The sequence below is a fragment of the uncultured Cyclobacterium sp. genome (assembly GCF_963977555.1).
Taxonomy (GTDB): Bacteria; Bacteroidota; Bacteroidia; order Cytophagales; family Cyclobacteriaceae; genus Cyclobacterium.
In genome coordinates this window covers 1-19,418 of sequence record NZ_CAXBPD010000036.1, presented here as the reverse complement: position 1 = coordinate 19,418, position 19,418 = coordinate 1, and the positions used below count along the sequence as shown (strand labels likewise).

Genomic DNA, 19,418 nt, shown 5'->3' with positions numbered 1-19,418 from the left:
CGTTTACTAGCAATATAGCCCTATTTATACCATTTAAAAAGCGCCTTATTCAATAGGATTAATTGTCTTATATCTATTTGATTCCTATTACTAAACCTTTATTTTAGTATTTAATAATATAGTAGAACGGAATAGTGTGAAAACAGGCATTTTTTAAAATTCATTTAATGTTTGATTATAACAGGCGCCGTGCACCATTAATACAACTCCTAATTTAGGCTGAATTAATACCTAACTTTAATAGAGAATCAAAATGAAGACAACATTACTTATTGTAATCTCCTTTCTTGTATTTTCATGTAATCCTTATGACAAAGAATTTTCGATAGAAGGTGAATATTCTATCATTGATTTTACAATGACCCCCGAGTTTGCAAAAGATTCAATTGCACGAAAAGATATATTACCAATTATTACTAGTCCCAATAGCACATTTATTTTTTCAAAGGACAATTCAACTGTTAATATTGATCCCAGGTTTGGTATGGAATTCTTTGGAGATTCCATTTATCAATATGAGATGGAGAATAAATTTATTGCCTTAACAAATAATGATAAAACCATAAATGTCCCATTTAAAAATGATAATGGAATAATAAGGCTATTTATTGACAGGAAAGGAATTGAGCAATTTTCAATTATACCAGCTAAGAATTAGTATACGTTTGGTAGATAGATTAAACCAAAAATTTTCTTCCATCACAAAAGTTTTTAAAAATGATGGAGAATAATGAAAATTCAGTTCCAAGTGAGCTCAAGCTTTATTGATTCAACAAACTTTTATACTATCCTATTTCTCGAAATTTACTGCTCACCAAGCCAAGAGGTATCCTAATGAACTTTTGAAAAGAAACTAACAACAGCACACAGTCAACTTTCGTCTAGCTTTGCTGTTTTTTTCTATTTAAAACAATAAGCCAATAGGCCAATGTGAAAATGAAAACCAGAGCAGCTACTAATATTCCCCAGCCATACAAATAGTGGTCGGATTGGGTTTTTAAAGCTGCAAAAATGATAACTCCTAATGCGGAAATTATTAAGGTATACAATGATTTTTTCATGATTTATTTACTTAACATTTTAAAGTACAGCCCAACCAGCTATAATAATGGATAATGGACTAAACAATCAACGCTGTCTGTCATTTACCTCCTATCACTCCATTAAATAAGAAATCAAATCCTAAAGATTCTTAATGCTAAGGTTCATTTGTAAACCTTACAGCATCAATGAATTTTTAATCAAGCCATAATTCGCTATCTCCTCCTTTGAAAAGGTAACAAAGGCCTCTACTAAGTTCTATAAATCTTTGCTGCCTTCAAAAGGAAAGGACCCCGATTACAGCAGTCTGCCACATCGTCACACTCAACTAAGAAAACAAGCCATTATGTCATTACTCAAATGCATAAATATGACGTATTGTCTTGTTTATCAAATCATTAAGTCATTTATGCAGTTGGCATTTACTTTGTTCAAAGAGTATAAAAAGAAGTTAAAAATTAAACATTTATAGCCATGACACTTATAAAAACAAACGGTAGAAAACCACAAGCTCCTGACTTTAACAATTGGTTGGACCAGTTATTTGATGTGCCCTCCTCTTTTGTTTTGGGAAATCCTGAAAAGCGATTCAATGGTAACAGCCCAGCAGTAAACATTAAAGAAAATGATAAAGAATTCCTTTTGGATGTAGCTGCTCCGGGTTTGAAAAAAGAAGATTTTAACATCTCCTTTGAAAAAAATCACCTGACCATTTCTGCAAGTAAAAAAACGGAAACAGAGGAGAAAGAGGAGTCTCACAAAGTTAAAAGAACTGAGTTTCATTACGAAAGCTTCGAAAGGTCTTTCTTAATTGAAGAAGACAGGATAGATGTAGATCAAATCAACGCTCAGTATCAGGACGGAATCCTTAAATTAGTCCTTCCTAAAAAAGAAGAAGACAAAAGAGTGAAGCAAATCACTGTATCTTAATCGGGAACAAGTCCTGAAGTAAATTAAAAAAAGTTCCTTGGTTAGCCAAGGAACTTTTTTTCGTTTTATTTCTATTAGGCCCCATAGGTTTGCTTAGCTCCAGCCGAATAGTTGTGCTGCATTACCACCGAGTATTGCTGCCTGCTCCTGTGACGAGAGGTGTGAGAGGTGCTCCAGCAGGTCCTCACGGTAGCGGCGGTAGGAGTCTGGTGTCGCAGCTGTATTGAAGCCCCCGCCATAAATCATCCTTTCGGCGCCCCAGGCACTGGTCAATTGGCGGATGATCGGCCTGATATCCTGATGAGGATAGCTTTCTGATGCGGGAATCGCCGCTAGCTTCATTACTGTGTTAGGAAAGTCAGCCCAGCGCAATACCCTGGCATATTCCTCTGGTGATCCTTGAAACGGACGCCCAAGATGATCGATGATCACGGTGGTGTCAGAAAATTCCCGAATATAACGCTCGAAGCCTGGAGCATAGCGGGGTTCGAAATGCAATTGCACAGCAACGCCGGCATCGGCGACACTACGCCACCATTTACGGAGTTCCGGTTTCCTAAACGGAGGCAACCGATCGGGAGCGTAAGCATGAACCCGGGACGCAATAATACTCCCTTCCCGGTCCTTCAAAAATGATGGCATCGCAGCCAGCGAATCAGGCTGGTCAGCGAAAAACAGGCAGGTACCCTTCAGTCGACCCCCACCAACTTCCAAACAATGATCCAGGTAGCGATGGTCGTCCTGGTACGGTTCCGGATGGACAACGATTGCGTATTTAACCCCTGCTCCGTCCATACAGCTCAGCAGGTGCTCTGGAGTGGCAGCGGCATCAGGTTGATAGGGTCCGTTGGGATGATAAGGAAATTCATTGCTGTCCGAGCCTGCAAAACAGTGCAGATGGGTATCGACGACCGGCAGATCGCTGTGGGCCTTCTCCGCCCACGACCTCGAAGTCAGTGCAAGGCTTGCAAGTGATCCACCTAAGATCCCTAGGCAGTCACGGCGTTTGATGCAATTCACCTCGTGACCTTTTTTCGATTGGCTTTGTTGCCTGCCGAAATAAATGGCTGTTGGATGGTTATTTGTATTAAAGGGTTTCATTTTCAAGGCTATATGGGTTTGGTATAACAACCCTTAAAAGTTACTACAGTCTTCCTAAAAAGACAAATGAATAGCTGGATGGACTGCAAAATTATTTCTTTGAAAAGGATAGGCTTGATTAAACCCTCCTTGTAAAGGCAATTTGGTAAAACCTCGAACCCTGCAATTACTTTTTAGCGTACGTTGGTCCAATAAGCTACCAAGGCAGTTGTATTTCCTTTCGAATCCGGAATACCGTTGAAACAAACCTTTTAAAGTTTTTATGACAACAACATGCTTTAGTGTTCCAAATTAATAATACAAACCTCAGCGATGTCACCCAACAGGGTGATTTGATCTTAATAATGACTCGTTTTTAAATAAGTTTACAGATTACATTTTAAAATATTAATATAGGTTTATGGTTTCGAAAAAATCCCCCTTAATGGATAAGGGGGATTGGCTGAAAATGAGATTTGGGTTGATTATAAGATGGCTTACGACATCGAACCCAGAAATTGTTATTTATTTCATTATAAAACCTTTCACGAATAAATTTTCAACGTACTGCGGTCTATTTTACCAAAGGTCTTCTCCGTAAGACCAACCTTCGCGAACTGGTTCTTTAATGTATGCATCTAACTCCGGACGACCAACGGCCTTCATGTTTTTTGCGTCGTAATTGATAGTTCCGCCAAAACGTTGGGCTAGTACTCCAACTAGTCCCATTTCTGTTAAGTCTGCACCGTAATCGAAATTTGAGCCCGGCAAGGTGTCGTTTTTTATGGCAGCCACCCATTCTTGTACTGGTTTTTCTTCGGCCACTCTCGGAATGGTTTCTGCTGGTTTATTCTTTTGGAAATCTGCCCATTCTTCTTCAGGAACAAGTAATCGAGGATTGTTTGGACGACCTCCATGATAAAGTGTCTTCTTAGAACCAATCATAATCATCCCATTGTCCGGCATTTCTTTAAGCCCATACTCTTCCTTTAATTCGGGTGTGCCCATGCCTTCTATCCATTTCATTGTAACAGGTGGTTTATTACCACGAGCTCCAAATTGCCATGTTATCGTTGATTCCTGGGCAATCATACTATGATCTGGAACTTCAGGATTTGGTATCACGGCATCTACAGTATGTGGCATTCCGAGATCCAATGCCCAAAAAGGAGCGTCTAAAGTATGACAACACCAGTCGGCCATTGCTCCGCTACCAAAATCGTAGAAAGATCTCCATGATTTAGGTGCATATTCATTATTAAAAGGACGATCAGCTGCGGGACCTTTCCATAAATCCCAATCTAAACCCTCAGGTACTTCATGTTCTGGAAATGGAAACCCTTCAGGCTTCGAGAAATATCCATCCGGGTTAAATGTTGTTGGACCTCCCCATCTAATTACTTCTTTTACCTCCCCAAGAACACCTGCATCATACCACTCTTTTACTAATCTAATTCCATGGGTTGTATGGCCTTGATTTGCCATTTGTGAAACGATACCATAATGTTTTGCAGCTTTTTTCATAGTGCGACATTGCCAAATATTATGCACCAGTGGTTTTTCAACCAATACATGTTTCCCAAGTTGCATGGCAGCCATTGCAGCAGGGAAATGGGTGTGGTCAGGTGTAGCAATCATAACGGCATCAATTTCGTTGGCCATTTCGTCGAACATCACCCTGAAATCCTTGTACTTTTTAGCCTTAGGTACCCTTTTGTATGCTTGCTCAGTCATTCTGTCATCAACATCGCACATGGCCACAATATCCTCTACGGCAACCTGACTCCAACTGGCGTGACCTCTGGCTCCAACACCAATCATTGCAAAACGCAATTTTGTGCTTGGTGGACGTTCAATAAAATTAGGGATGAATAATGCTCCTAAACCAGCTGTTGAAGCTGATTTTAGAAATGTTCTTCTTGTTGATTTCATTATATTCTTTTGATTTAGGTATAACTTGACTATCCAATTTAAAAACCCAAATTGATTTTTTTTGAGCCAGTTTAAGCACTGGCAAAAAGACAAGGGGTATCTAATTGGAGCCAATTTGGTTTATCTCCAGTCAAAATACTTTATTTTTTTGTCTTTTGGGCATAAAACACTTCTGATTTGTATATTTTGTTTAAGGCTAAAATCCAAGAGGTTCCACGTATCCGATCTGGTCTTAGTTTAGCGAAGCGTAACTTAGACCTATCATGAAGAAAGTTTTCAACTTTCGGTATTGAAGAGAAACGCTTTTTGCATTGACTTCGGCTCCGCTCAGTCACCTATACCATAGTCGAAAAAAACAATTCAATAGGAATGAGATTCATTATAAGTTGTAGATAAATTTCCGCCTTGTAGATTTCGGCATCAAGAAATTTAAGTAGGAGTTGAGAATGGCATAGGCATTGTTTGACGAAGTTTTGGAGTCTGAACCCTATAAACAACAAGTACTAAATAAAAAAACAAATGCGATTTCCTTGATGTGGGAAAACCAGATGCTGCTCCACGATATTTGTAATCAATTCTTATTTTCTTTTTGTCCATCTGCCGGGATCAATTGAAGTATGAAATACCCCCACAATAATTACTGTTTTCTTCGAATCATCAATGGTATAATGAATCATAAAAGGGAATATATCCAACACAGTCGTTTGAACAGCATCGTAACGAATCGATGAAATTTTGGGGTTTTGTCTTATACGTAAAACCTTGTTTCTAACTTCCTGGATAAAACGTTTACCTAAGCCTTTTTCTTTAGAATTGTACCAAGATGCCGCTTCTGAAATATCTTTTCTGGCAATTGGTAAAATTTCTGAATCGTACATCTAAAGGTCTTTTTCAATACTGTCCATAGCTGAATCAAAATTTAGTGCTTGTTCAGCATTATTCTTGAAGTCATCAAGACGTTTTTTTACTTCTTCTTTTTGCCATTCCGGAATATCAATCTTTTCCTGATCTATTCCCTTGTATTTAGCCTTGAGTTCATTCCATTCAGAGATGGGAATATATACACCCGTAGTTTTGCCCGTACTATCTGAAATATATTGAAGCTTCATAATCACATTAATTAATTTGAGCGTTCACCACTTGTAAAACAGCATCGAATTTGTTAAACTTTTTCTATTTTGATCTCCTATTTAACCTTAAATAAGGTAAAAACAATACTATTAAGATTATCATTAAAAACTGCCTATCTTAATGATAACACTAAAAACCATTTGATTTTCGCTCTTTCCAAGCGGTCTTTTTTAACAACTATCGATTGAAAACCCTTAAAAATAAGGATTTTTATTTATTTCAATAATTGAGCATCAACCAATCAACGGAAAAATTTGATTTATAGTTTACCCAAGTATTATTTATACAATGGAGTCAATATTTGGTTAAACTAATAACTATTCGGGTGCAATGGATAATTAGGTGGCTCTGAAAGCCGATCACAACAGAAACAAATAAGATGTGAATTATTAAAACTGAATACTTTAATAAATTAAGTCTATAAATAAAAAGAAGGAAAAAATGTTGAATCAGAGCTATTTCGAGTTAAACATTCAATGGATGGTTTAAACAGCTTTTATTTTTATCCACAAACTGGCAGTAATACGTTCATTTTTTTTTCCCTGAGTTACACAGGCCATGAGGTGCTCCGCTACAGGACAGGCCCTGAATAAGACAGGGTATACATGATGAAAAGAAACGAACCAAAGAAAAATCTAGCCAAAAGAAATCTTCTATAACAAGGGCCTCGTACCTTTGTAGTTTTGGACCCGGCCACGGCGCTCTTAGTTTAGCGAATACATTAAATTTTGCCAAGGAAAAGGACGCCTTAACAAATACATTGACACATCTCCAAGTATTGACTTCTTCACGGAAAGTTAAGCGTGCATCATTGTTCGCTATCACTATCAATAAGCCAATAATTCCTCCAATAAGCCAGGATTCACCTCTTTTATATACGCTTTCATCTGAAAGTCTAGTTCATTCGCTTTACTTGTATCTGTCCCATACAAATCCTTTAATTCCCCAAAATCTGAAGCCAGGTTATAAAGCTCCAATTTTCCGGTTTTCCAAAACCTGATGACTTTGTAATTTCCTTGAATAAGGGCTGAATGTGGATAGGCCTTGCTGTACCGGTGAAAGACCAGGTAATCTTTGTTTCTGCTAACTTTTCCTTTTCCTCCTGATTGAACAATACCTGCAAAACTTCCCCCATCCAGGTCCTCGGGCAAAGGCTGGCTATAACCTGCCAATTCACCAATGGTCGGTAAAATATCCCAACCTCCCACGGATTCGTGACTCATTTTCCCGGGTGCTATTCCAGGGCCTTTAACCATAAAAGGTACCCGTATGCCTCCCTCATAAAGGGTCCATTTTCCACCACGTAGGGGAAAATTCCGCATAGGCTTGTCGAAGGTATCAGGATGCAGCATTTTTCGCTTGGATGGTACTGGAGGAAGGAATTCAACCCCTCCATTGTCAGCCATAAAGATGATATAGGTGTTTTCCGCAATACCGAGTTGTTCCACCTTCTCCATTATGTCACCCACAGTTCGGTCCATGTCCTCCAACATCCCTGCCCAGCCAGGATTATTGTGCTTCACTCCTTTTGCCTTATTCCGGTATTTATCAAGGGTAGTTTGCTTGGTCTGAATGTCTACATGAGGGGCATAATGGCTAATTTGGAGGTAAAAGGGATTGCCTTCCCGGACCTGTCTTTGCATGAAATTCATTGCCCTTCCTGTTATCGAGGAGCTCCGCTTAGGGTCATCATTGATGAACAATCCCTCCCACTTATCTTCTTTATTGGTCATTAGATTTCCGTGGGAATTGCGGGTATCACCGTCACTTTCATCATAGCCCAGGTCTTCCGGGAAAATCTCTGCCCTTAAGTCCCACTTGCCAAAATGAGCGGTTTTGTAACCCGGATCTATGGCTTTCAATAAAAGGGGAATGGTGATTTTCTGCTCCTTGGAATAGGGCTGGTAATTTTTGGAGAATATTTCATCTCCCTGCCTTGCAGGCGTTTGTCCAAATAAAATACTCCGTCGGGAAGGAGAACAAATGGCAGCGGGTGCATAGGCATTGGTAAAACGAATGCCCTCCCTGCCCAACCTGTCAATGTTGGGCGTCTCATAATAATCACTTTTTGATTCCCGAATCCGGTCATCCATACCTATGGAGGTGCTGCTCCAACCCTGGTCATCGGTTAGTATAAAAATAAAATTTGGCGGAGCTAACTTCCCTGGTTTATTGACAAGTTTAAAGCTTCCTGCACCAATCAACGTTATAACGGAAAGCATAAAAATCAAAAGTATTCTTTTCATGTTTTTGGTGTTTGTCGGTTGAATTGAAAGCTTAATAAATTAAAAACCATAGCTCACTTCCGTTGGCCTTTTTGAAAATAATTGAACCGCGATAACATTTCATTGGGAAATTGGTCTTTGATCTCCAGGAACAAAGGGGAATTGTCTTTAATAATTCCCATTCGGGTACTTCCCGGATATTCACCACTAAATATTTCATCACGTAACTGAAGGGAATTTCCATGCGAAGAAAAAACCGTCTCTGTTGCCTCGTTATGGATTTGAAGACCAGGTTTAATCTCTGATGCCAGATTTGCAGTAATGTTCCAATATCCTATTTTGATTGTTGCGGTTCCATTTTCAATTTTTCCTTCCATCCATTCAGTATCTTTAACTACTTTCCCAGCTTGAATGACAGCAAAAAACCGCATTTTAGCCGTTTTGGTAGTGCTACTTGCCTTGAGATGATACTGATTATTCTTATAGGACTTTAGACTCCCATCTTCCTTCATCGTTTTTCTCCAATTTACTGCTGCTACCTCAAAAGTGTCGCTTAGGTGAAAGGTCAAATCTTCTGAAGCCCAGAGCCTTCCTTTTCCTGCTCCATTCTCCAGCTGTACAGCAAAGGTTTGGTTATTCTCGTCAATTGTCATTTCCTCAAGGCTATGGATGAGCCATGACCAATCCACCTCCTTGGTGGCCTCCAACTCATCATAGACAAGGACCACATCCGGTTTTAGCATTACCAGGTGCCTAAAGTTTTTCACTACGGAATATTCCTCACCAGTTTCTTTACTCTGATAAGCTTGAGAAGCATCTCCTTTGGCATAGGCCAGCTCATCCGCCTGCAGAAACCTGGAAATCCATCCAAAAGCTTCTGTGCTATAAGGTTGGCCTGCCCCGTCTACCAGTATACCATTCTGACTTTTTGTATGCTGGTACCAGCCTGTACGGTGTGGGTCTTTCATGGATACCTTATAACCTGTTCTGTAAAACAGTTTTTTTCCTCCATAGAGAATATTGAAAACGTTTTGGTCGGAAAGCATGTGCCCATAGGAGCCAAAGGGACTGGAACGCATCGCTACCATCAAGTTATCTTTGGTGTTGGTAATCTCACTGTGCATGGCCACCAGGCCTATATCAGTAAAAGACCTTCCCATAGGCAAGTCCAGTTGCTTAGGCAAATCGGGAGTAGGTAAATTACGGGTCTTTGTAAGCCGTATCCACCTCAGGACGGGCTCCTCCGATAGGTGCGATTTATCGTATTTTAAACATTCATTTGCATACCAGGCAGCTATTGGGTTTCCCGTTAGCTTTGCCAGCTCCAGGGCAAAGGCCACATAGTCGATACCTGGAACATTCACTTCTTCTGAATTGTCAGCAAAACCATCTGAGGCAGCACCTGGAGGAATATGGTAGATCATCCAATCGGCTTGGTTTTGGTACCAAGGATGTGCATTGATAAAGTCAAACCCTGTGAATTTTTTTATGTACAAGGGAATGTCTATCATGGTTTCCATATTCATTCGGAAATAAGAGACGCCTTCTGACCACCCACCGTCCATACCTCCCAATACAGGAGCTCTTGCCAAAAACAATTCATAGGCATAAGCCATCCACTTGGCTGCTTCCGGTTCATCCCCATAAACGGCCAGGCTTGTTTGAAAAAAATAATGGAGAATATGTTGCCATACATGTCCACTCAATACCTTGGCCTCAATATTATTTATCCAGTCATCGTAAAAATGGGATGCCCTTGCTTTAATGGATTCAAGTAAGGTAAATTTTTGCTTTTCACTAAGCCTGTCATAAAAAGTGTCATAGACCATGGCCATGGCAAGCATACAACGTGCATCACTAAAATCATTGGTACTCGATACGCCCTTTGGGTCCCAATTGCTTACCTCAATTGCCATTTGAATAGCTTTCTCAGCATAGGCCTCTTTGCCACTTAAAATATAGGCCTCGGATAAGGAAACTACGGCATCATAAACTTCAGTACCAAGTTCCTTGCTGGCATCAAGGCGAAGCTTTCTTTCCTGTTCTGCCTCTTCTCCTTTTCGTTTGGGCGTACCATCTTGCTCTTTAAGTATACCTGTAAGAAGGGCTAATTCAGCACTATTTATAATGGCTCGGGTATCTGCATTTGGCTCCAACCGACGAAGTTGGCCTAGTTCTGGTGCAGTAGCAAGTACTCTTGGGTGCTGCTTTGGCAATGACCGTAAAAATTGTTCGGCACTGTGGGATACCATCGGAATGGCTCCTTCGTCCACTTTAAAATGCTGAACATTAGACCAATTCTCTCCACTTTGCTTGAATTGCCAATACCAGGAACCGCTTTCCAGTATTTGGTGGGGGTTAAACATTGCCCAAGGGCTGTTTTTTATTTCAAGGATTTTATTTGGCGTAGAAAAATCTTTTTCAGTAGATAGCCGAACATCGTAGTGGATATTCTCCCCTTTTATTAAAGGCCATCTCAATACGGGGGGATTTAGCTGGGCAAGCATTCCTGCAGATGGTTTAGGGTAATCCAGGTAGCGGGGATAAACCACTTTCAAAAGATTGGTTTTTTGAAGAACTGCCAACTCTTGCGTCTTTTCCCCACATCCGAGAATTATTAGGCCACAAAACAGCACATAACCTAGGGTAAGAAAGCTATAATTTTGGTTAGGCTTGTTGCTTAAGCCAAATGGAACCATTAATTTATCTTTAGGTTTTTTCATTTACCAAGCTCCCACACTTTAAAGTTTTTGTACCTAAAATGGGTCCACTGCATCTGTCTAAACCCTATTTTTCCCCCTTCTAAAACTGGACCATAATCATTCTTATCCGTCCAGTCTATTATTTTCCGACCATCGACATACATGATTATTCGAGAATCGTCTTTTATCAATTTGAGTTTATGTATTTCTTTTGAGGCTACAGGAATGCCAGGTTCTTCTTGCTGCACCAGATGAAAACCACTGTTCTTCCTTAGATGTGAAACCTCCCTTCCGGGATTGTTCCTCCCGTTGGCATAGTAGGAAATGTGGTAAGTATTAAAATCCTCACTCTTGGTATATTGACTAAATGTCCCATCTCTCAAGGGAAAGGAGGAGCCAAACAGGTCCTCTCCATTTTTACCTTTGGCAGCAAAAAACAAGATGCACAGGCCAGCCTCAGTATTTAGGTTTTGGGCCTCCCATTCGGCAACAAAACTCTCTGGAAAATCCTCCGGGCACCAAAAAACATGGTGAAATTCCTCTTGGGGCGAGTACATTTCCATCCAGCCATTTCTAAATTCAACCTTTCCAGGCCCTTCCATTACCCATTCCTCTACAGCTTTTGCTGAAAACAGCGTATTTTCATAAATCAGTTGGCCTTTTTGAATTTCCAACGACTGTCCAAAACTTTTGTTCTGGCAATAGCAGAAGACAATAAGCAGGAAAAGTATCCTTATCATTCTTACTTGGAAATTCATTTGCCCCTATTTCTATTTTTCATTAATCTTTGGTCTGGAATAGGAAAATATCTCAAACTATTTTAACCGGATGGCTCAACTTTTTGCTAAAATTTTGTGCAAAGCGATTTCAGGGCTTCAAATATCAACACGAGAAAATTAAAATAGGAGAAAATTTCTCCTCTCCCATTTTAATTTTTTATTCCTGAGCAAATACTATTAATAACCTGGATTTTGAGAAATAGCTGGTTGAGACCTATCAATTTCATGTTGCGGAATCGGTCGCAACAAATGCATTTCCGATAAATTCCCATTTGCCTTGGTCCAGAAGTTGTACTTCTCGGTTCTCTCAATCAATTTTTCTGTTCTTTTCAGATCAAACCAACGGTTGAATTCACCCATCAATTCCCTTCCACTTTCATCAAGAATTAAATCAATAGATATCGTAGCGGGAGTTGCCCGGTAAGACTCTGTTTCCAATGAACTTAGAATCTCAGGAAATTTAGCTTTCTGGGGATTCACTCCTTCACCTACCGCGCGATCCAAAACTTTATTATAATACACATCAGCACCACCTAAAGCTCCTCCGGAGGCACCTTTTACAATGGCTTCAGCCGCCAAGAGGTAGGCCTCAGCAGACCTGAACAAAGCAAAGTCAAAAGTACCGTAACCATCTCCATAAGGAATATTCGGCTCCCAGAATTTCCACATGGAAGGCCTGGTAGCGGTTAGTCTTGAAATGGCTACTCCACTTATAATTTGCTCATGATTCATCACTGCATATTTTTTTGATCCTCCTTCATCAATGCCTTTATCTGCGCCATAAGCCGGCTGATTCCACGGGGTCCAATAGGCAACTGTATCACCGATTTCATAGCTCACTGTCAAGTTTGGATCTTCGAAACTATAGGCATAATTGTTTACAGGTTGCAAGGCATAAATCACCCTTAGAAAATTGTGTGAATACCTACTATCCAACTGAGGATCAAACATTCTGTACAGGGAGGGAGTAGGCTCATTGGGACTTAGGTGACGGTTATAATCACTGGTTCTTCCATTACTTCCTACCAATTCGCTGTTTCCAGGAAATAGAGAATGGTAATAATTACCTGGTTCTCTATTGTCCCCCTCATTGGCATTGGTCAATACATCATCATTGTATTGAATCGCAAATATTACTTCACTGTTACTAGCATCCTGCGAACCTGTATATTGAGTAAGCGGATTTTCGGTTCTGATAGGGAAAAGCGTCTTGTAATTCTGAACCAATGGATAAGCAGCTATAACTTGATCTGCATAGGTCAAGGCCTTATTAAAATCATCCGAACTACCTCCCAAAGCGTTGTTAAAATTCCATCCCCTGGTCAAATATACTTTCGCCAAAAGAAATTGAGCCGCTCCTTTCGTAACCCTTCCATAATCAGTTGCCTCCTCAGGAAGATCTGCTTCTGCTTCTGTTAAGTCTTTTAAAATTTGGGTATAAATATTGGCAGAAGATTCTCTTACCACCGCTTTGTTGGCTGTGATGGTTTCTTCCAAAGGCATGGGAACATCTCCCCAAGTCTGTACCAGGTAAAAATACGACAAGGCACGCAAAAACTTGGCTTCACCAACCCTTGCCGCTTTGGTAGTAGGGTTAGCATAAGTAATGTCATCAGCCCTACTTATAGCAGCATTCGTCCGACCTATTTCTCTGTAAAATATATCCCATGGCCCAGTAAAGGTTTCTGAGGTAATGTTTACGTAGGTGTCAAGCGCAGGTCCTTGACCTACTGCTTTTTCACTCCAGCCTCCATTTTGGAAAAGGTCAGTACCAGGCAAGGCAATGGGATATTGGAGAACAAAATCTCGCAATAGGGGATAACAAGATTTAATCAAGTCCTCATATCCTTCTTCTGTGGTAATGTAGGAATCAGTGGTAATATTTGAAATGGACTCTTCCTTTAGAAAATCCTGACATCCTGCTCCACCAAACATCAGTAGAAAAAACAGGACTATATATTGAAGGTTATATCTTTTCATTGTTAAAATATTTTAAGTTTCAGATAAGAAAATTAGAAGGATGCGCTAACTCCAAATTGAATTATGGAATGGGGAACATCATCCTGATAGGTACCTGAATTAAATTCCGGATCCATCCAAACGTTTTTTTCCTTGGTAAAAACATAAACATTATTGGCCTGTCCATACAGCCTTAGATTACTAAACTTGATGGTGTTGAGCAGATTGTTAGGCAAGTTATAACCAAGTGTAATGTTTGAAATCCTCCAAAAGCTGGCATCTTTGTATTGTATGGCTTCCCGGTAAGGATTGTTTTGCCATACGCCATAATAATCATCGGTAGGATTATTTTCTGTCCAGTAATTAAGGTTCAAGCCATTATAACGGTTACTTCCCAGGTCTCCCATAGTTCCTTGCAAAAGGCTGTTTCTAAACTGCACGCCTTGTCGGGTGTAGATAAAAATGGACAGGTCCCAATCTTTATAGGTAAAGGTATTGCTGATACCTGCCATCCATTTTGGTAACTGATTACCTAAAATTATCCGATCATCTATTCCACCTGATGAAGAAATGGTGCCATCATTGTTTTGGTCAACCACTTTTACAGAGCCAGGAACTTGTCCATAAGCCAAAGCTGCTTCCTTTTCATCCAATTGCCAAATTCCATCAAATTCATAATAGTAATTTGAATTTAAAGACTGTCCTACAAAAAGTTTATTGGCAATGTCCTCTTGAACAGTGCCCCCGTACAGTTCTAAAATTTCATTGTGGTTTGATGAGAAATTGATAGAAGTATTCCATCTGAAATCCTGGGTTTGAACATTTACCGAATTAATGGTTACTTCAATACCCCTGTTAAGTAATTTCCCCACATTGGAAGTTACAGCACCAAAGCCCAGTGAAGTAGGAATGGCCACATTTTGGATCAGGTCATTGGTTTTCTTATTGTACAGTTCTACTTCGGTATTAATTCTATTTCCCAAAAAGCCCATGTTGATCCCCAAGTTGAATTCTTCACTGTTCTCCCATCTTAAATCAGCATTACCAATATTCCTCGGAGCATAACCATAAGCAGGGTTGCCATTGAAATCATAGGCAGTTCTACTTAGGTAGGCCTGTGTAGAATAAGGGGCTACGACATCATTCCCAACCCGACCATAACTTAATCGAAGTTTTAAATCAGAAAAGAAATTAAGGTTTTGAATAAACTTCTCATCCCCAAGTCTGTAAGCAATGGCTGCAGATGGGAAAAAGGCCCATTGGTTCCCTACTGCTAATACAGAAGAACCATCATACCTTCCTGTTAAAGTTAAAAGGTACTTGTCATTAAATATATAATTTAACCTACCCATATAGGACATTATGGACCTTTCTACCAAGTTACTTCCAACACCGTTTATTTGAGCGGCAGTATTCAATGCATAAAAGCTTGAATTATAAGCCAGGTTCTCCACACTTATGCTAGAGGTTTCAAATCTTTCCTGAAGTGCACTCTGCACTGCCGTAATATTAAAGTCGTGCAGCCCCCTTTTAAATTTATAATTAATGATATTGTCCCAGGTATAGGAACCATTAAAGGTAAAATCATTCCCTGCACTTGGTAATTTATTTATCCTGCTTTTGGAATCTGCTCCCCTATATTCTCCTCTTCTACTGTTAAACACAGAAGCTGACAAAGAAGACCTGTATGAAAACCCTTCAAATGGGGTGAGTTCGATGTATCCATTGCCAAGAAAGTTAGATACCCTGGTTTCATCCTGAAAATTTTTGGCCGCGACTTCTGTCAGCGGATTGTTGACCTGAGTATCTTTGATTCCCATCCAAAAGGCATATCCGTCCACATTTTTGTCGTTGGTTTCTGTAGGATTGGTCAAATCATCATAGAAGATAGTACCTGTAGGCCTAGCCCTGTATGCATTCCTTAAGGTTTCAAATGAACCAGTACTTAAAATACTATAGGTATAATAGGTGTTAAAGCCTACCTTAACTATATTATTCAATTTGCTATCCATGCTCCCCTTTAGGTTAAACCGCTCATAACCTGTGTACAATACATTGCCTTTTTCATTTAAATAGCCAGTGGAGAAATAATGGGTAGTGTTTTCATTTCCACCTGAGAGCGCAACTACGTGACTGGTTTGAAGAGAAGGAGCGGTCACCTCATCTACCCAATTCACTGACCTGCCACTTTGAACATTGTCTAGTTGGGCAGTAGTCCAAACTACCTGAGCATTGGGATTTTCAGCAATAACCACATCGTTGTATGCTGTATAAAACTCCTGAGCGTTCATTAGATCTGGTAAAAAGGCTGGTGTTTTAACCCCGGCATATCCCTCATAAGTAACTTTGGTTTTACCCTTAACTCCTTTTTTGGTGGTAATTATGATTACTCCATTGGCCCCTCGAGCACCATATATGGCGGAGGAAGAAGCATCCTTCAAAACATCCATAGATGCGATGTCACTTGGATTTAAAGTATTCAGCCTACCTCCCATCACTCCATCTATTACAACCAGAGGTTCATTACTGAACCCTATGGACTGTAGACCTCTTATATCGATGGTATAGTCAGATCCAGGACGTGAATTAATCTTATTGACGTTGACACCCGCAACCTGACCTTGAAGGGCCTTTGCAGCCTGAACTGGGTTTTGCCTCACAATCGCTTCCGAATCAACCGAGCCAACAGCACCGGTTAAATCACTTTTCTTAACTTCTCCATAACCAACCACCACGACTTCTTCCAGCGCAGAGGCATCAAGTTCTAATTTAATATTCAACGTAGACTGATTACCAACCTTAACATTCTGAGCCTTATAACCAATATAAGAGAAAACCAAAGTTGCTCCTTCTTCTACGGTAAGAGAATATTTTCCATCCAAATCGGAAACCGTCCCTCTTGTAGATCCTTGAACAGTTATGGTTGCTCCTGGCAATGGGGAACCTTCATCATCAGTGATAACACCTGAAACATTTACATCAGCCAAGACTTCCTCTATATTTTTAGACATTGGAGAGGGTGAATCCGCTATTCTAACGTGGATATTATTGTTCACTTGCCGAAACTGAAGATTAGTTTGTCCGGAAAATGATTGTAAAAGATCGTAGAGACTTTGGGTTTTATTGGTTGTAGAAACCTTGTCAACATCCTTCATTTCTTTAGCTGAGTAAACAAAGCTAAAACCGGAAAGGTCTTCAATGATGGAAAATGCTTTTTCAACTTGAATGTCTTCAAGAGAAAGCCGGATCATTACCTCTTCTATGTCCTTGATTTGTGCATTACCGTTGTGACCAAAAAGGAAACTCATGGTTAAGCACTGAATCAGAAAGGCATAGGTAAATAGTTTTGTCATGCGTATAACATGGAATAGTACAAGTTTTTTCATATCTTTACTACAATTATTTTAGACTATTGAACAATGGTTTAATTAATTTAGACGGATAACCTATCTCAAAATTTGTATCCGCCAATTCTGTAAGCCGAAGATGTTGACGCATCTTCGGTTTACTTTTTGTTTCAAGTTTAATTCATTGGCATTTTGGTATTGGGTTAAAATCTTATTTCAACTTGATCTCTATTGATTGTAAATTTAAATTTAGAGGCATAACTTAAGCCTTTCAAGACATTTTTAAGGGTTTCATCCTTAAATTTTCCTGAAAGAAATATTTCCTTTTGAGGGGTATTATGCACCCTAATTTTTACCCCATACCAATTTTCCAAGGTTTTAATGCTTTCTTCCAAGGATGTTTTATCAAATAAAATGGTTTTGTTGGTCCAGCTCAGGATTTTATCCCTATTGAATTCTCTCTTTTTTAAAACTCCTTTAGTATTGTCCAATAACAAAGCCTCACCTGGATCCAATAACTCAAATTGATTATTTATGGCGCTTTCAACTGCCACTTTGCCTTCTATTAGGGCAATGTCAATTTGTTCAGGATTGTAGGCGTTAACAACAAAGGAAGTACCTAAAGCAGTTACTTTAGAAACGCCACTATGCACAATAAATGGCTTCAAACTGTCTTTAGCTATCTCAAAATAGGCCTCTCCATTTAAGTAAACCGCTCTGCTATTTTTGTCGAATATTTTGGGGTAACGAAAGGTAGAACCAGAATTTAGCAATACTTTAGTGCCATCCTTTAAAGTTAATTGTACTTTAACACCTGGCTCCGCTTTTTTTATTTCGTATACGATAGCTGCTATTTCTTCTACCTGAACGGGTTGATACAATTGAGAATAGATCAATGCCCCCATAAAAACCAGTAAAAAAGAAATTATAGCCACCTTGACCCACAAGAAACCATTCCTTTTCTTGGAAGAATTTTGATACGAACTACTTTTTAAAACCCCAATTGGATTAAGTGGGATAACTATGTTTTCTTCCTCTGGATATCGAATTTCAAGATCCTTATCGATTCTATCCCAGAGAAATTTTTGCTCTTTATCGGGTAAATTAAATTTCTTGGTGGATAGATTGAGAATAAGCTCCCTTGCTTGGGATGCTTCATATAACTTATAAGGCACTTTATCAAAAATATTTTCCCAATACAAATTGTCCGACGTCGTTGGTTTCAGCACCCATCTTCTAAAGTTGGGATCCAACACAAAATCTTCCACTTCATATTTTCGTATATCCATATTTTATTAATTCATGGATATAATACTTGAAAAAGGAAAACCTATCCTCCCTTTATAATATATTTTTAAAGATTTACATTTCCAGCAAAATACAGCCTCATTTTATGCGAAAAGGCGAGGATAAAATAAGTAATATAATAGAAACTATAAATAGAAAAGGTGCAGCGATACTATAGGGAAAACAATAAAGTACTTACAACCATAAGAAAGAATACAATCAACATTTTCTTTTTTAGCGTATTGATGGCTTTCCATGCCAGGGTATAGGCTGACTGAAGATTAAGCCCCATTATATGGGTTATATCATCATAAGAATGGTTGTCAAAAAATAAGTAATGAATAATTTCTTTTTGACGGAGGGGCAATTTGTCAATACAGACCAATAAATTTTTCCTTTTCAATTCATCAGTTTCCACATCGAAGCATTCAAAATTATCCAATAATGCAACTTCCTCATAGTCCTCAAGCGATTGGGTACTGTACCTTTTTTTATCCTTACCTACTTCTTTGTAAATCTTATGACTTAAGCACTTAAAAAGGTAAAGCCTTATGTTGTCGGTGTTTCCAAGTCTTTTTCTGGAATTCCAGATGGTCAAAAAGACATCATGAATGCAATCTTTAATTAAACTATTGTCTTGTTTAATAGACATTCCCATAGTATAAAGATCGCGTGAATACCTTAGGTATAAACTTTCCAGACCATTCTTATCTCCATTCTTTACCTTTTGCCAAAGTATCAAATCATTAGAATGATCTATGGTATTACCTTTAAAAGACTTGGTATACATTCTTGTTAAATTGGGCTTTTCAGAATGTTAAAGTAAAAATTAATCTTTTAAAAGAAAAATTTTTAAACTTAAGTCCATCGTATTAATCAAATAAAAAATAATCCTAAGATTGAACAAATAGGAAGGGTTGAGGTGATGAAGAACTTCTTTTGAAAAAAAGGGCAAAAAAAAGACCCGTAGAATGATCTACGGGTCTGTAATAATGAAGGCGGCGA

Annotated in this window: 14 protein-coding genes; 2 read left to right on the top strand and 12 right to left on the bottom strand. The window is 39.1% G+C overall.

Annotated features, from left to right (window positions below):
- Positions 1–253 precede the first annotated feature (253 nt).
- A complete protein-coding gene (locus tag AAC073_RS24545; RefSeq protein ID WP_339926433.1) occupies positions 254–658 on the top strand; it encodes a hypothetical protein in 405 nt (134 codons plus the stop codon).
- 223 nt (positions 659–881) lie between these two features.
- Here AAC073_RS24545 and AAC073_RS24540 read toward each other — a convergent pair whose 3' ends face one another.
- A complete protein-coding gene (locus tag AAC073_RS24540; RefSeq protein WP_339926432.1) occupies positions 882–1,061 on the bottom strand; it encodes a hypothetical protein in 180 nt (59 codons plus the stop codon).
- Positions 1,062–1,515: 454 nt separating this feature from the next.
- Between AAC073_RS24540 and AAC073_RS24535 the strand changes: the two genes are divergently transcribed.
- Positions 1,516–1,971, top strand: a complete 456-nt coding sequence (locus AAC073_RS24535; protein WP_339926431.1) for an Hsp20 family protein — start codon at positions 1,516–1,518, stop codon at positions 1,969–1,971.
- 93 nt (positions 1,972–2,064) lie between these two features.
- Here AAC073_RS24535 and AAC073_RS24530 read toward each other — a convergent pair whose 3' ends face one another.
- The 11 genes from AAC073_RS24530 to AAC073_RS24480 form a co-directional block, all read right to left on the bottom strand.
- Positions 2,065–3,072, bottom strand: coding sequence for an amidohydrolase family protein (locus tag AAC073_RS24530; protein ID WP_339926434.1), 1,008 nt, complete (start codon positions 3,070–3,072; stop codon positions 2,065–2,067).
- 558 nt (positions 3,073–3,630) lie between these two features.
- On the bottom strand, positions 3,631–4,983 hold the full coding sequence (locus AAC073_RS24525) for a Gfo/Idh/MocA family oxidoreductase (protein WP_339926430.1): 1,353 nt from the start codon (positions 4,981–4,983) through the stop codon (positions 3,631–3,633).
- A 578-nt stretch (positions 4,984–5,561) separates the two neighbouring features.
- Positions 5,562–5,861: a type II toxin-antitoxin system RelE/ParE family toxin gene (locus AAC073_RS24520; protein WP_339926429.1), complete on the bottom strand. Its 300-nt coding sequence runs from the start codon at positions 5,859–5,861 to the stop codon at positions 5,562–5,564.
- Positions 5,862–6,092 (bottom strand): addiction module protein, encoded by a 231-nt coding sequence (locus tag AAC073_RS24515; protein ID WP_339926428.1) that lies wholly within the window; start codon positions 6,090–6,092, stop codon positions 5,862–5,864.
- A gap of 849 nt (positions 6,093–6,941) precedes the next feature.
- Positions 6,942–8,360 carry a sulfatase gene (locus tag AAC073_RS24510; protein ID WP_339926427.1) on the bottom strand — a complete coding sequence of 473 codons (1,419 nt, stop codon included), beginning with the start codon at positions 8,358–8,360 and terminating at the stop codon, positions 6,942–6,944.
- 53 nt (positions 8,361–8,413) lie between these two features.
- A complete protein-coding gene (locus AAC073_RS24505; RefSeq protein WP_339926426.1) occupies positions 8,414–11,062 on the bottom strand; it encodes a DUF4962 domain-containing protein in 2,649 nt (882 codons plus the stop codon).
- Positions 11,059–11,799, bottom strand: a complete 741-nt coding sequence (locus AAC073_RS24500) for a DUF1961 family protein (RefSeq protein WP_339926425.1) — start codon at positions 11,797–11,799, stop codon at positions 11,059–11,061. The genes AAC073_RS24505 and AAC073_RS24500 overlap by 4 nt, the downstream gene beginning before the upstream one ends.
- Positions 11,800–11,997: 198 nt before the next feature.
- Positions 11,998–13,800 (bottom strand): RagB/SusD family nutrient uptake outer membrane protein, encoded by a 1,803-nt coding sequence (locus tag AAC073_RS24495; RefSeq protein WP_339926424.1) that lies wholly within the window; start codon positions 13,798–13,800, stop codon positions 11,998–12,000.
- Positions 13,801–13,832: 32 nt separating this feature from the next.
- Positions 13,833–17,165, bottom strand: a complete 3,333-nt coding sequence (locus tag AAC073_RS24490; RefSeq protein ID WP_339926423.1) for a TonB-dependent receptor — start codon at positions 17,163–17,165, stop codon at positions 13,833–13,835.
- Positions 17,166–17,329: 164 nt separating this feature from the next.
- Positions 17,330–18,415 carry a FecR domain-containing protein gene (locus tag AAC073_RS24485; RefSeq protein ID WP_339926422.1) on the bottom strand — a complete coding sequence of 362 codons (1,086 nt, stop codon included), beginning with the start codon at positions 18,413–18,415 and terminating at the stop codon, positions 17,330–17,332.
- A 170-nt stretch (positions 18,416–18,585) separates the two neighbouring features.
- Complete coding sequence (locus AAC073_RS24480; RefSeq protein WP_339926421.1) at positions 18,586–19,203, bottom strand: sigma-70 family RNA polymerase sigma factor; 618 nt, start codon at positions 19,201–19,203, stop codon at positions 18,586–18,588.
- Between the last annotated feature and the right edge of the window lie 215 nt (positions 19,204–19,418).